Annotated in this window: 11 protein-coding genes; 9 read left to right on the forward strand and 2 right to left on the reverse strand. The window is 68.7% G+C overall.

What is annotated here, in order from left to right:
- Positions 1-55: 55 nt before the first annotated feature.
- Positions 56-544 (reverse strand): DinB family protein, encoded by a 489-nt coding sequence (locus tag A9X01_RS05630; RefSeq protein ID WP_065119805.1) that lies wholly within the window; start codon positions 542-544, stop codon positions 56-58.
- 62 nt (positions 545-606) lie between these two features.
- Between A9X01_RS05630 and A9X01_RS05635 the strand changes: the two genes are divergently transcribed.
- From A9X01_RS05635 to rplL, 6 genes are all read left to right on the forward strand, one after another.
- Positions 607-1,563 (forward strand): helix-turn-helix transcriptional regulator, encoded by a 957-nt coding sequence (locus tag A9X01_RS05635; RefSeq protein ID WP_065119811.1) that lies wholly within the window; start codon positions 607-609, stop codon positions 1,561-1,563.
- 9 nt (positions 1,564-1,572) lie between these two features.
- Positions 1,573-5,745 (forward strand): glycoside hydrolase family 38 N-terminal domain-containing protein, encoded by a 4,173-nt coding sequence (locus tag A9X01_RS05640; RefSeq protein ID WP_065119806.1) that lies wholly within the window; start codon positions 1,573-1,575, stop codon positions 5,743-5,745.
- Positions 5,742-6,359: a DUF7158 domain-containing protein gene (locus A9X01_RS05645; protein ID WP_065119807.1), complete on the forward strand. Its 618-nt coding sequence runs from the start codon at positions 5,742-5,744 to the stop codon at positions 6,357-6,359. The genes A9X01_RS05640 and A9X01_RS05645 overlap by 4 nt, the downstream gene beginning before the upstream one ends.
- Positions 6,359-7,285 (forward strand): ROK family protein, encoded by a 927-nt coding sequence (locus A9X01_RS05650; protein ID WP_065119808.1) that lies wholly within the window; start codon positions 6,359-6,361, stop codon positions 7,283-7,285. The genes A9X01_RS05645 and A9X01_RS05650 overlap by 1 nt, the downstream gene beginning before the upstream one ends.
- A 267-nt stretch (positions 7,286-7,552) precedes the next feature.
- Positions 7,553-8,122 carry a 50S ribosomal protein L10 gene (gene rplJ / locus A9X01_RS05655; RefSeq protein WP_036352575.1) on the forward strand — a complete coding sequence of 190 codons (570 nt, stop codon included), beginning with the start codon at positions 7,553-7,555 and terminating at the stop codon, positions 8,120-8,122.
- A 39-nt stretch (positions 8,123-8,161) separates the two neighbouring features.
- Complete coding sequence (rplL, locus tag A9X01_RS05660) at positions 8,162-8,554, forward strand: 50S ribosomal protein L7/L12 (protein WP_036352578.1); 393 nt, start codon at positions 8,162-8,164, stop codon at positions 8,552-8,554.
- 76 nt (positions 8,555-8,630) lie between these two features.
- On the opposite strand, the gene A9X01_RS05665 is transcribed toward rplL, so the two are convergent.
- Positions 8,631-9,314, reverse strand: a complete 684-nt coding sequence (locus tag A9X01_RS05665) for a TetR/AcrR family transcriptional regulator (protein WP_155771946.1) — start codon at positions 9,312-9,314, stop codon at positions 8,631-8,633.
- A gap of 61 nt (positions 9,315-9,375) precedes the next feature.
- Here A9X01_RS05665 and A9X01_RS05670 point away from each other — a divergent pair, with 61 nt between their 5' ends.
- From A9X01_RS05670 to A9X01_RS05680, 3 genes are all read left to right on the forward strand, one after another.
- A complete protein-coding gene (locus tag A9X01_RS05670; protein ID WP_065119810.1) occupies positions 9,376-10,890 on the forward strand; it encodes a carotenoid oxygenase family protein in 1,515 nt (504 codons plus the stop codon).
- Positions 10,891-11,022: 132 nt separating this feature from the next.
- Entirely contained in the window at positions 11,023-12,027 is a 1,005-nt protein-coding gene (locus A9X01_RS05675) for an ABC transporter ATP-binding protein (RefSeq protein WP_036352586.1), read from the forward strand.
- A gap of 536 nt (positions 12,028-12,563) precedes the next feature.
- On the forward strand, positions 12,564-14,155 hold a 1,592-nt coding region (locus A9X01_RS05680), incomplete at its 3' end, for a DNA-directed RNA polymerase subunit beta family protein (protein WP_495524972.1).

Genomic DNA, 14,155 nt, shown 5'->3' on the forward strand with positions numbered 1-14,155 from the left:
GGAAAATTGGCAGCCCACGGCGTGGCTGACACCGTGGCAGCCCAGGTAAAACAGCTCAGCAGGCGATTTCGGCGCCGTGATGAATCGCCTCCCGGTTGATGTGCAACACCAGTTCGCTGAGCGCGTACTCGGCGTAAGGACCTTCGGCCGGACCGCACGGGCGGCTCAGGTCGTCGCCGGACAATGACCGCACGCCCCCGATCCAGGTTGCGTAGACCTCGTCGAGTTGGCGCAGCGCGGTGGCGGCGTCAGTGGCGTATGGCCAACTCTGGTAGTCGGCGGGCGAAGCGCCGAAGTGGCTGTGGTTGCGCATGGCGAAAACGCCGATGATCACGTGCGCCAGGCGCCACGCGATCGTGGTGAACGGCGCCGGCTCGGGCGGTGGGTACGCGAAGTCCACCCCGCCGGCCGGACGCACTGTCCAGCAGTTGGGGACCGGTTGCCAGAAGTATTCGTCGTCGGTCAGCCCGTCCAGGCGCGGGCGCAGGTGGCTGCGCCAGTGGACGTCGAGCTGGTCGGCTAGTTGGTTCGTCAGGTCGGTCATGACCCTCAGCCTTCCAGTAATAGCGGACAGTTTCTGTCCTCAACGTGCGGCAGACTGAACTGGTGTCCGCGACGACGAGCCGGGTGCTGCAGCTGCTGGGTCTGCTGCAGTCGCGACGGGTGTGGACAGGCGAGGAGTTGGCCGACCGGCTGGCGGTGACCACCCGCAGTGTCCGCCGCGACGTCGAGCGGTTGCGTGAGCTGGGTTATCCGGTCGAGGCGAGCAAGGGCCAGGGCGGCGGATACCGGCTGGGCGCCGGCGCCGCGCTGCCGCCGCTGCTGCTCGACCCCGACGAGGCGGTGGCCATGGCGGTGTGCCTGCGGCTCGCGGCCGGTGGCGGCGTCGCCGGCGTGGGGGATTCGGCGCTGCGGGCGCTGAGCAAGCTGGATCAGGTGATGCCGGCACGTCTGCGTGCGCAGGTGACCGCCGTGCACGACGCGACGGTCACGCTCACGTCCGAGCCCTCCGATACCGTCGAACCCGACACATTGATGACGCTGGCGCGGGCCTGCCGGGACCACGAATACGTCACCGCCGACTACACCGACCGCGACGGCAATCCGAGCCGGCGACGATTGGAGCCCTATCAGTTGGTGACCACCGGCCGGCGCTGTTACCTGCTGGCATACGACCGGGACCGGGACGACTGGCGCAGCCTGCGGCTCGACCGGATGTCCGCCGTCGTCGCGGCGGGTAGCACGTTCGTTCCCCGGGCCGCGCCGGACGCACGCGAGTACGTGCAGCATGCGATCAGCGCGGCGCCCTACCGGTACGTGGCCCGGGTGCGCTATCGGCTGCCGGCGGCGACGGTCACGCGCTATTTCTCCCCGCAGTCGATGCGCGTCGAACCCGACGGTGCGCACACCTGCTTGGTGACCGCCGGCGGTGACGACCCGGAAACGCTCGTACTGCATCTGGCGATGGTGCCCGGGGACTTCGAGGTGCTCGAGCCGCCGGCGGTGCGGGCCGCTGCCCAAGCGGTCGCCCGGCGTCTTCACCATGCCGGCGGACGGCCGTAAGGTGCGGTCATGCGGCTGGTTTCGGCGGAAGCGACTGAGCTGTTCGTCGGCCCGCCGGAGGCGCCGGTGCAGCTGGCCCGCGTCACCGTGACCGGCTGCACCGCCCCCACGCCGCTGGGGATCACGGGTGACGGTCTGGGTGGGGACGCGGTCGCCCAACCCGGAGCCGAGGTCGTGGAAGTCCCGGTGCGTGTGCAGTATCCGGTTGCCGGCCGGCGGCGAACCGCGTCGGCACGGTCCGACGAGTCGGAGCTGGCGTTCGACTTCGTGATCGCCGAGCCGGGCTGGACGATGTTCATGGTCAGCCACTTCCACTACGACCCGGTGTGGTGGAACACCCAGGGCGCCTACACCAGCCAATGGCAGGAAGATCCGCCGGGACGATGCCGGCAGAACAACGGATTCGAACTGGTCCACGCACACCTGGAAATGGCCCGTCGCGAACCGGAGTACAAGTTCGTGCTGGCCGAGGTCGACTACCTCAAGCCGTACTGGGACACCCATCCCGAGGACCGCGCCGACCTGCGCCGGTTCTTCGCCGAGGGTCGGGTCGAGGTGATGGGCGGCACCTACAACGAGCCGAACACCAACCTCACCAGCCCGGAGACGACGATCCGAAACTTCGTGCACGGCATCGGGTTTCAGCGTGACGTGTTGGGAGCCGACCCGGCGACGGCATGGCAGCTCGACGTGTTCGGCCATGATCCCCAGTTTCCCGGGATGGCCGCCGATGCAGGGCTGACCTCGAGTTCGTGGGCCCGCGGACCACACCACCAATGGGGTCCCGGCCAGGGCGGCGACCTCGACCGGATGCAGTTCAGCAGCGAATTCGAGTGGATCTCGCCCTCGGGTCGTGGCCTGCTCACTCACTACATGCCAGCGCACTACTCGGCGGGCTGGTGGATGGACGAGTCGACCACTCTCGATGAAGCGGAGCAGGCCACCTACGCGCAGTTCCACCAACTGAAGAAGGTGGCCCGGACCCGCAATGTGCTGCTGCCGGTCGGCACCGACTACACACCCCCGAACAAGTGGGTCACCGCGATCCAGCGCGACTGGGCGCAGCGGTACACCTGGCCGCGATTCGTCTGCGGCCTGCCGCGGGAGTTCTTCGCGGCCGTACGCGCCGAACTGGCCGAGCGCGGCGAGGCGGCCTCCCCCCAGACCCGCGACATGAACCCGATCTACACCGGCAAGGACGTGTCGTTCATCGACACCAAGCAAGCCAACAGGGCCGCCGAGAACGCCGTGCTGCACGCCGAGCGGTTCGCGGTGTTCGCCGCGCTGTTGACCGGCGCGGAGTATCCGCAGGCGGCGTTCGCCAGGGCGTGGGTGCAGCTGGCCTACGGCGCACACCACGACGCCATCACCGGCTCGGAATCCGACCAGGTTTACCTGGACCTGCTGACCGGCTGGCGGGACGCGTGGGAACTGGGCAGCACCGCGCGGGATAAGTCGCTGTGGTTGCTGTCGAGCGCGGTGGCCGCCGGGCCCGACACGATCGTCGTCTGGAATCCGCTGACCCAGCGGCGCACCGACATCGTCACCGCCCGGCTCGACCCGCCACGCGAGCGGGTGCGGGTGCTTGATTCCGACGGCACCGAGGTGCCCGCGCAAATCGAACACGACGGCCGCTCGGTCACCTGGCTGGCGCGCGACGTGCCGTCGCTGGGCTGGCGCTGTTACCGCGTGCTTCCCGGCGGCGAGCCGGCCCGCTGGGAGCCGATGAGCGGCGTCGAGATCGTCAACGCGCACTACCGGCTGACGGTCGATCCCGAGCGCGGCGGCGCCGTGGACTCGCTGATCCGCGGCGGCCGCCAGCTTCTTGCCGCGGGCCGGCTGGGGAACGTGCTGGCGGTCTACGAGGAGTACCCGTCCCACCCGACGCAGGGTGAGGGACCGTGGCACCTGCTGCCCAAGGGCCCGGTGGTTTGTTCGTCAGAGGCGCCCGCGACGGTGAGGGCCTATCGCGGCCCGCTCGGCCAACGCCTCGTCGTGCGCGGCCGTATCGGCACCCTGCTGCGCCACACCCAGACCGTGACGCTGTGGCGGGACACCGACAGGGTGGACTGCCGCACCACCATCCACGATTTCGCCGGCGAGGACCGGTTGGTGCGGTTGCGCTGGCCTTGCCCGGTGCCGGGTGCGGTGCCGGTCAGTGAAGTCGGGGACGCGGTGATTGGGCGCGGCTTCGCGCTCCTGCACGACGGGGACCGGTCGGTGGACACCGCCGAGCATCTCTGGACGCTGGACAACCCGGCCTACGGTTGGTTCGGGTTGTCCTCGGCGGCGCGGATCCGCATCGGCAAGTCCGCCGTGCGCGCGGTGGCGGTGGCCGAAGTGGTGGCGCCGTCGGAGTCCGAGTCCGGCCCGCTCGCCCGCGACCTGATGGTGGCGCTGGTGCGGGCGGGCGTGACGGCGACTTGCGGCGGCGCGGACAAACCGCGCTACGGCCACCTCGACGTCGACTCCAATCTGCCCGACGCGCGGATCGCTCTGGGCGGGCCGGACCGCAACTTGTTCACCGCGGCGGTGCTGGCCGGAGCCGACCCCGCCTATTCCGCCGAACTCGATCGGCAGCTGGCGCGCGGCGGCACGGCACGGGTGTGGGTGCCGGCTGCGACGCCGTTGGCGGCGGTCTGGCAGCCCGACGCCGATCTGCGGGACCCGCGCGCGCTGCCGGTGCTGATCGTCGACGGCAGCGACGCCCGGAATCTGGCCGCCGCTATCGCCGCGGTGGTCGACGACCTCGGCGACGCCGAGATCTCGGTGACTCAACGGCCGCCGTCGGGAGCCGAACCGTTCGAGGACCACACCGTCGCGCTGCTCAACCGCGGCGTGCCCAGCTTCGCCGTCGACACCGACGGCACCCTGCACACCGCGTTGATGCGCTCTTGCACCGGCTGGCCGTCCGGGATCTGGATCGACGATCCGCGCCGCACCGCGCCCGACGGCTCGAACTTCCAATTGCAGCACTGGACACACGATTTCGACTACGCGCTGGTCTCCGGCGGCGGTGACTGGCGCCGCGCCGGGTTGCCGGCGCGCAGCGCGCAATTCGCCAATCCGCTGCTGGCCGTCGCCGCGGGGGAGGGCCACGGTGAACTGCCGGCGGTCGGTTCGCTGCTGCACATCGAGCCCGCCGACGCGGTGCAGCTCGGTGCCTTGAAGGCGGCCGGTAACCCGCTGGCCGCCGGACGCGCCGCGACGGTCGAGCCGAGCCGCGTGGCGATGCGTCTGGTGGAATCGACCGGCGTTCCGGCCCGGGTCGTCGCCGGCACGGACCTCGGCGCGCTCAGCGGGCTCGAGCAAGCCGATTTGCTGGAGCGGCCGGAACGCAGTACCCGGACCATCAACCTGCACGGGTATCAGGTGGCCACGGCGCTGGGGCGGTTGGAGATTCCCGCGGTGTCCGTCGCACCGACGGCACTGGCCACAGACGCCGAACCGGCCCAGCCGCTCTACGCGCGGTACTGGCTGCACAATCGCGGCCCGGCCCCGCTAGGTGGTCTGCCCGCGGTGGCGCACCTGCATCCGCGACAGGTCAAGGTGGCCGCGGGTAGCGACTTGCGCGAGGTGGTGTTGCGCCTCACGGCGGCCAGCGACTGCACGGATACGGCGCTGGGCGGCAGCGTCGAATTGGTGTGTCCGGACGACTGGTCGGTGGCGCCGCTGGAGCTGCCGTTCACCCTCGGCGCCGGCGAGTACCTGGAAACCGATGTGGTGCTTGGGATTCCGGCGCGCACACCGGCCGGACTGTATCCGGTCCGCGCCCAGCTGCGCATCACCGATTCCGACGTGCCCGCCGCCTGGCGGCAGCTCGTCGAGGACGTGGCCGTGGTGGCCGTCGACACCGACGCCGACGAGCTGGTCCACCTGGTCGACGGGCCCGAGGACATCGAGCTGGCGCCTGGCGAGGCGACCAGCCTGACCGTGACGGTCGGCAGCCGCGCCCGCGCGGACCTCGCGCTGGAAGCCCATCTGATCAGCCCGTGGGGGACCTGGGAGTGGATCGGCCCCGCCGCGCAGGGCGCGTGCCTGCCTGCGGGCGGCGCGGTGCGGCTCACCTTCGATGTGACCCCACCGGCCTGGCTGGAACCCGGTCAGTGGTGGGCGCTGGTGCGGGTCGGGTGCGCGGGCCGGCTCCTGTATTCGCCCGCGGCCGAGGTGACGGTGCGATGAGCGGGCACGTCGCGGCTTTCGTTGGGGACGCCCCGGTCGCAGTCGCGGAGGTCGACGAACGCGAGGCGCGGCTGCGCGCCGGTCCCCGCGCGGCCGCGCTGCCGTCGGCCGGGAGCAGCGAGGGCCGTCAGTTGCGGCGCTGGCTTACCCAGCTGATCGTCACCGAGCGGGTCGTCGCCGCCGAGGTGGCCGCGCGCGGACTCAGCGCCGCCGGGGCACCGACCGAGGAGGACCTGTTGCCCGACGTGACCACCCGGCTGGAAATCGGCAGCATCGCGGCCGCCGTGCTGACCGACCCCGGGGCGCGGGCGTTGTTCGCCGCGGTGACCGCCGGCGTCGAGATCAGCGACGACGACGTGGTCCGCTACCACGAGCGCAACCCGCTGCGGTTCGCCGAGCTCCGCGCCGAGGGCCACGGATGGCGTGCGCCCGCGGTCAGGGCGGCGCCGCTGGAACAGGTGCGGCACGCGATCGCTCAGCATCTGCTCAAGGTTGCCCGCCGCCGCGAATTCCGGGTCTGGCTGGACGCGCGACGCGCCGCGCTGGTGCAGTTGGCGCCCGGCTACGAGCATCCCGGCGATCCGCGCCAACCCGACAACACCCACCGGCACTGATGCTCACCCTCTGCATCGACATCGGCGGCACCAAGATCGCCGTCGCCCTGGCCGATCCCGGCGCCCTTGCCGATCCCGCCCGCACGCTCGTCTACAACGCCACCCGTCCGACGCCGTCCGGCGTTGCGGCCGAGCGGGTTTGGGACGTGGTGTCGGCGATGATCGGTGATGCGCTACGGGCCGCGGGCGGCAGGGTCACCGCCGCCGGGATCGCTTGCGCGGGCCCCGTCGACCTGGCCGCCGGCACCGTCAGCCCGATCAACATCCCTGCCTGGTGCCGGTTTCCGCTGCGTGATCGGGTGTCGGCCGCGGTGCCTGGCGTGCCGGTCCGACTCGCCGGCGACGGGCTGTGCATGGCGCTGGGCGAGCAATGGATCGGCGCCGGTCGCGGCGCGGGGTTCCTGTTGGGCATGGTGGTCTCGACCGGCGTAGGCGGTGGACTGGTGCTGGATGGCGCACCCTACGACGGCCGCACCGGCAATGCCGGTCACGTCGGGCATGTGGTGGTCGAACCGGATGGGTCACGGTGCGCGTGCGGCGGGCGGGGCTGCGTCGAGACCGTGGCGTCCGGGCCCTCGATGACGCGGTGGGCGCGGGCCAACGGCTGGCTGGCACCGCCCGCGGCCGGCGCCAAGGAGCTGGCCGAGGCGGCGACGGCCGGAGATGGGTTGGCGCTGCGCGCATTCGAGCGCGGGGCGCGAGCGCTGGCCGCGATGATCGCCTCGGTGGCGGCGGTGTGCGATCTGGATCTGGTGGTGATCGGCGGGGGAGTGGCGAAGTCGGGGAGCCTGCTTTTCGACCCGTTGCGGGCGGCGCTCACCGACCATGTCGGGCTCGATTTTCTCGCCGGGCTGCGGGTCGAGGCGGCCCGGCTGGGCGGGGACGCGGGATTGGTCGGCGCGGCCCGCCTGGCCGGCTTCGGATAGGCCAGTGGGTCCTGCCGGGTTGCCGCGTCGCCGCCGTTTTGGCTGATCGAACGCGCCCAGGCTATTGTGGTTGCCGATCCACCGAAGACCGTCGGTCACCGAGCAATCGGTTGAAGGTCCGGGAGCACTCCCGGCGGCCCACGCAGGAGGACGAGGCATTGCCGCCGGCGCGCGCGCCGGTATTCATCCGCCCCGGCCCGTTCCTGCGCCGGGGCGTTCGTCGTTTCAGGTGGGTCTAGAAGCCAGACCAGACATCAGGAGGTAGGCATGGCCAGGGCTGACAAAGCCACCGCCGTTGCAGACATTGCAGAGCAGTTCAAGGCTTCGACGGCGACGGTCATCACCGAGTACCGCGGTTTGTCGGTGGCCAACCTCGCCGAGCTGCGCCGTTCGCTGGGAGACTCGACCACCTACGCGGTGGCCAAAAACACCCTGATCAAGCGGGCGGCCTCCGAAGCCGGCATCGAAGGGCTCGACGAACTGTTCGCCGGCCCGACGGCGATCGCGTTCGTCAACGGCGAGCCGGTCGACGCCGCCAAGGCCCTGAAGACCTTCGCCAAGGAGCACAAGGCGCTGGTCATCAAGGGCGGCTACATGGACGGTCACGCGCTGACCGTCGCCGAGGTCGAGCGCATCGCTGACCTGGAATCCCGCGAGGTGCTGCTGGCCAAGCTGGCCGGCGCCATGAAGGGCAACCTCGCCAAGGCGGCCGGGCTGTTCAACGCGCCCGCGTCGCAGGTGGCCCGCTTGCTGGCCGCCCTGCAGGAGAAGAAGGGCTCCGACGCCCCCACCGAAGCTCCGGCTGCTGCCGAGGCAGAACCGGCACCGGCCGAATAACTCAAGAAAAACCCAAGTAACGAGAGAGGACCCACAATCATGGCAAAGCTGTCCAGCGACGAGCTGCTCGACGCGTTCAAGGAAATGACCCTGCTGGAGCTCTCGGACTTCGTGAAGAAGTTCGAGGAGACCTTCGAGGTCACCGCGGCCGCTCCGGTCGCCGTCGCCGCGGCCGGCCCGGCCGGTGGTGGCGCGCCTGCCGAGGCTGCCGAGGAGCAGTCCGAGTTCGACGTCATCCTCGAGGCCGCCGGTGACAAGAAGATCGGCGTCATCAAGGTCGTCCGCGAGATCGTTTCCGGCCTGGGCCTCAAAGAGGCCAAGGACCTGGTCGACAGCGCCCCCAAGCCGCTGCTCGAGAAGGTCGCCAAGGAGGCCGCCGACGAGGCCAAGGCCAAGCTCGAGGCCGCCGGCGCCAGCGTCACCGTCAAGTAGTTCCTGCCGCGCTTGATTGCGCGAGCAGACGCAAAAGCCCCCGACACGCCGCGCGTGCGGGGGCTTTTGCGTCTGCTCAGCGCAGTAAGGCGCGCTGTGACTCCCTGATCCGGTCGGGCGAATCGCCAAGAGCGACAAGCAGATTCGTCGTCATCGACCCGAGCACGTTGAGCACCGCCGATTCGTCCTCCCCATAGAACCCGGCCAGTTCGAGCATCACGAAACCGTGAATCAGCGCCCAGAACTGGGCCGCGGTCGCGACCACGGCGGCGTCGTCGTCCGCCGAACACGCGGTGATCCGGCCCTCGTGCATCGAGCGGTGCACCGCGCGGACCACATGCGCGAAGCTCGGTTCGTGCTGCTCGATCTCGGCGAGCGTCAGCGTCAGGACGTTGCCGGCCGGCGCGTTGATGCCGTGGGCGCTGGTGCTGCCGAACATCAGCCGGTACATGTGCGGTCGCTCGATCGCGAACCGCCGGTAGGCCGCGCCGACCGCCATCAGGTCGGCCACCGGGTCGTCGGTCGGAGTGACCGTGAGCGCGGCGTCGAATTGCCGCAGCCCCTCCTCGGCGACCGCGGCTATCAGCTCGCGCATCCCGCCGAAGTGGGTGTACACGGCCATCGTCGACGTTCCCGCCGCGCCCGCCACCTTGCGGGTTTGCAGCGCGTCGGGTCCGTGCTCGTTGAGCAGCCCCACGGCAGCCCGCAGCAGCTCGTCGCGCACGCTGCGCTGAGTTTGGGAAACAGTCATCCTTGCCATCTTCTCACCAAGGGCGTACCGTGCCAATAACGCTGAAATAACAATGTTATAGGAGCTCAGGGTGACCGCCATAGAATCTCTCGATGTCAAGAATCCCTACCTGGACGGCTTTTTGGCGCCGGTGCGCGCCGAGGTGACCGCGACGGACCTCAAGGTCACCGGGCACATCCCCGAGCACCTCAGCGGGCGGTATCTGCGAAACGGCCCGAACCCGGTTTCCGAGGTCGACCCCGCCATCTACCACTGGTTCAGCGGCGACGCGATGGTGCATGGCGTCGCGCTCGACGCCGGCCGGGCGAAGTGGTACCGCAACCGGTGGGTCCGGACTCCGTCGGTGCGGGCCGCCCTCGGTGAGCCGGCGGCGACGGGCCTGAACCCCCGGGTGGGCATGTTGTCCGTCGGTCCCAACACCAACGCGTTGACCCACGCCGGACGAACCTTGGCGCTGGTCGAAGGTGGCGGCGCCAACTACGAGCTCACCGAAGACCTGGACACCGTGGGCCCCTGCGACTTCGACGGCACCCTGTTCGGCGGTTACACCGCACACCCGCACCGCGACCCGGCCACCGGGGAGCTGCACGCCCTGTCCTACGCCTTCACCCGCGGCCGCACGGTGCAGTACTCGGTGATCGATACCCAAGGGCGGGCGCGCCGGACGGTGGACATCGAGGTCAGCGGGTCGCCGATGATGCACGACTTCTCGCTCACCGACAAATATGTGGTCATCTACGACCTACCGGTGACCTTCGACGCCTTGCAGATCATGCCCGTGGCCGTGCCGCGCCGGCTGACCGCGGCGGCCCGGCTGGTGCTGCAGTCGGTGCTGGGCCGCGTCCGCGTCCCCGGGCCGATCACCACGATGCTCAACCGCAACCAGCAGCCGATGCACCGGATGCCCTACCGATGGGACGCCGACTATCCCGCGCGCATCGGCGTCCTGCCCCGCGACGGTGAGAACAAGGACGTGCGCTGGTTCGACATCGAACCCTGCTACGTCTTTCACCCGCTCAACGCCTACACCGAGACACGGGACGGCGTCGAGGTCCTGGTCCTGGATGTGGTGCGGTACTCGCGCATGTTCGAACGCGACCTGCGCGGTCCCGGCGAGAGCCGGCCGACGCTGGACCGCTGGACCATCAGCCTGAGCACGGGCGCGGTGAAAACCGAATGCCACGACGATCGGTCGCAGGAGTTCCCGCGGATCAACGAAACCTTGACCGGCAGCCGGCACCGGTACGGCTACACCCTCGGCTTCGACGGCGGCTACCTGTCCGCGGGGCTGCACGAGATGTTCACCACGGTGTACAAGCACGACTACGCCACCGGATCCAGCGCCGTCGCCGCCCTCGACCCCGATCTTTTGATCGGCGAGATGTCCTTTGTGCCGAACCCGAGTTCCGACCCCGCACGACAGGCCGAGGACGACGGGATCCTGATGGGTCTGGGCACACACCGCGGCCGCGATGAGGGCCAGTTGGTGCTACTGGATGCCCAGACGCTGGAGACGATCGCGACCGTGCATCTGCCGCAACGGGTGCCGATGGGTTTCCACGGCAACTGGGCGCCCGCACCTTAAGTCGCGGAACGGGAATCGCGCCCAGGATTGTTATCTTCCCAACCCTGATGCCGCGCCGCAGGCGTGCGCTACAGTGACTCAAGCCACAGACGACCTGGTGGCGAGTTCGCGCGTCGACGGAAGGGATCTCCCATGGGCGTCAGCATCGAGGTCAACGGACTCACGAAGTCCTTCGGATCCTCGAGGATCTGGGAAGACGTCACGCTGGAAATCCCCTCCGGGGAGGTCAGCGTGTTGCTCGGTCCGTCGGGTACCGGCAAGTCGGTGTTCCTCAAGTCCCTGATCGGTCTGCTGCGGCCGGAACGCGGCTCGATCATCATCGACGGCACCGACATCATCGAGTGCTCGGCCAAGGAGCTGTACGAGATCCGCACCCTGTTCGGTGTGCTGTTCCAGGACGGCGCCCTGTTCGGCTCGATGAACCTCTACGACAACACCGCGTTCCCGTTGCGCGAGCACACCAAGAAGAAAGAAAGCGAAATCCGTGACATCGTCATGGAGAAGCTGGAGATGGTGGGCCTCGGCGGCGACGAGAAGAAGTTCCCCGGTGAGATCTCCGGTGGTATGCGCAAGCGTGCCGGCCTGGCCCGCGCCCTGGTGCTGGACCCGCAGATCATCCTCTGCGACGAGCCGGACTCCGGTCTGGACCCGGTGCGTACGGCCTACCTGAGCCAGCTGATCATGGACATCAACGCGCAGATCGACGCGACCATCCTGATCGTCACGCACAACATCAACATCGCCCGCACCGTGCCGGACAACATGGGCATGTTGTTCCGCAAGCACCTGGTCATGTTCGGGCCCCGCGAAGTGCTGCTGACCAGTGACGAGCCGGTGGTCCGCCAGTTCCTCAACGGCCGTCGTATCGGCCCGATCGGTATGTCCGAGGAGAAGGACGAAGCCACCATGGCCGAGGAGCAGGCGATGGTCGATGCCGGCCAGCACGCCGGTGGTGTGGAGGACATCGAAGGTGTGCCGCCGCAGATCCAGGCCACGCCCGGCATGCCCGAGCGCAAGGCCGTCGCCCGCCGCCAGGCCCGGGTGCGTGCGATGCTGCACACCCTGCCCAAGAACGCTCAGGCCGCGATCCTCGACGACCTCGAGGGCACCCACAAGTACCAGTCGCACGACTACTGATCTCGGGACCTGATGTCGGGCCTCGCGGCCGATTTGCGCTTGCCGGGATTCTGAATGGCTGCCGCATGCCTCCGGGCGGTCACGGCCGCCGGTTTGCGCTGGCTCGCGACGAAAGTTTCCCGTTAACTTCCCACAACTTGCCGCATGCCCCTCTTGACGACGACGCCCAAACGAGCCAATCTGTTGGGCAGCATGTGTCGTACCTGTCCAGGGCAACCCGAGGTGCCAGCCAGCGCCACTCCCCGCGGACAGCTATGACCGCTGATTTGCGTGGGTATTTGAGGAATGCGCCGTCTTGCGCTATTGTTGGACGTTGCGCTGGCTACTTCCTGCCCACCTCACCCGCCACTGACACCGTGGTCTTAGCCTGAGCCCCTTTTTGCGGCTCAGCTATTTGGTTGCGTGCGTGAGATCCGGACAGTTCGTCCGCCAGCCGAACCGACACAATTATCTGCGGCGAACAGACCCTCGGCGGGCAGGGCCACATCCCCTTGGCGGGCAAGGCCACATCGCAAGGGCTCTCATAGTCGCACGAGGTGCTGGAAGGACGCATCTTGGCCGATTTCCGCCAGAGCTCAAACAACTCCGTACCTGGGGCGCCGAACCGGGTGTCCTTCGCCAAGCTCCGTGAACCGCTCGAGGTTCCGGGGCTGCTTGACGTTCAGACCGATTCCTTTGAATGGCTGATCGGCTCGCAGGACTGGCGCGACCGCGCGATCGAGCGCGGCGAGGTCAACCCCAAGGGCGGCCTCGAAGAGGTCCTCGACGAGCTGTCGCCGATCGAGGACTTTTCGGGCTCGATGTCGCTGTCTTTCTCCGACCCCCGCTTCGACGAGGTCAAGGCGCCGGTCGACGAGTGCAAAGACAAGGACATGACGTACGCGGCGCCGCTGTTCGTCACCGCCGAGTTCATCAACAACAACACCGGTGAGATCAAGAGCCAGACGGTGTTCATGGGTGACTTCCCGATGATGACGGAGAAGGGCACCTTCATCATCAACGGCACCGAGCGTGTGGTGGTCAGCCAGCTGGTGCGCTCGCCGGGTGTGTACTTCGACGAGACCATCGACAAGTCCACCGAGAAGCTGCTGCACAGCGTCAAGGTGATCCCGAGCCGCGGCGCCTGGCTGGAGTTCGACGTAGACAAGCGCGACACCGTGGGTGTGCGCATCGACCGCAAGCGCCGCCAGCCCGTCACCGTGCTGCTCAAGGCCCTCGGCTGGACCAACGAGCAGATCCACGAGCGGTTCGGCTTCTCCGAGATCATGATGGGCACCCTGGAGAAGGACAACACCGCGGGTACCGACGAGGCGCTGCTGGACATCTACCGCAAGCTGCGTCCGGGCGAACCGCCGACCAAGGAGTCGGCGCAGACCCTGCTGGAGAACCTGTTCTTCAAGGAAAAGCGCTACGACCTGGCCCGCGTCGGTCGCTACAAGGTCAACAAGAAGCTCGGCCTGCACGCCGGCGAGCCGATCACCAGCTCGACGCTGACCGAGGAAGACGTCGTCGCCACCATCGAGTACCTGGTGCGTCTGCACGAGGGTCAGCACACGATGACGGTGCCCGGCGGCTCCGAGGTGCCGGTGGAGACCGACGACATCGACCACTTCGGCAACCGCCGGTTGCGCACCGTGGGCGAGCTGATCCAGAACCAGATCCGGGTCGGCATGTCCCGGATGGAGCGCGTCGTCCGTGAGCGGATGACCACCCAGGACGTCGAGGCCATCACGCCGCAGACTTTGATCAACATCCGGCCGGTCGTCGCCGCGATCAAGGAGTTCTTCGGCACCAGCCAACTCTCGCAGTTCATGGACCAGAACAACCCGCTGTCGGGTCTGACCCACAAGCGCCGCCTGTCGGCCCTGGGCCCCGGCGGTCTGTCCCGTGAGCGTGCCGGCTTGGAAGTCCGTGACGTGCACCCCTCGCACTACGGCCGGATGTGCCCGATCGAGACCCCGGAAGGACCGAACATCGGTCTGATCGGGTCGCTGTCGGTGTACGCGCGGGTCAACCCGTTCGGCTTCATCGAGACGCCGTACCGCAAGGTCGTCGACGGTGTGGTCTCCGACGAGATCCACTACCTGACCGCCGACGAGGAGGACCGCCACGTGGTGGCGCAGGCCAA

Origin of the sequence: Mycobacterium asiaticum, assembly GCF_001668675.1 — a bacterium.
GTDB lineage: Bacteria > Actinomycetota > Actinomycetes > Mycobacteriales > Mycobacteriaceae > Mycobacterium > Mycobacterium asiaticum_D.

What these genes read in the sequence shown, in the direction of transcription:
- A9X01_RS05675 (WP_036352586.1), top strand. Translation starts at nt 11,023, where the DNA reads ATGGGCGTCAGCATCGAGGTCAACGGACTCACGAAGTCCTTCGGATCC.
- A9X01_RS05665 (WP_155771946.1), bottom strand. Translation starts at nt 9,314, where the DNA reads ATGGCAAGGATGACTGTTTCCCAAACTCAGCGCAGCGTGCGCGACGAG.
- A9X01_RS05640 (WP_065119806.1), top strand. Translation starts at nt 1,573, where the DNA reads ATGCGGCTGGTTTCGGCGGAAGCGACTGAGCTGTTCGTCGGCCCGCCG.
- A9X01_RS05645 (WP_065119807.1), top strand. Translation starts at nt 5,742, where the DNA reads ATGAGCGGGCACGTCGCGGCTTTCGTTGGGGACGCCCCGGTCGCAGTC.
- A9X01_RS05650 (WP_065119808.1), top strand. Translation starts at nt 6,359, where the DNA reads ATGCTCACCCTCTGCATCGACATCGGCGGCACCAAGATCGCCGTCGCC.
- rplJ (WP_036352575.1), top strand. Translation starts at nt 7,553, where the DNA reads ATGGCCAGGGCTGACAAAGCCACCGCCGTTGCAGACATTGCAGAGCAG.
- A9X01_RS05630 (WP_065119805.1), bottom strand. Translation starts at nt 544, where the DNA reads ATGACCGACCTGACGAACCAACTAGCCGACCAGCTCGACGTCCACTGG.
- rplL (WP_036352578.1), top strand. Translation starts at nt 8,162, where the DNA reads ATGGCAAAGCTGTCCAGCGACGAGCTGCTCGACGCGTTCAAGGAAATG.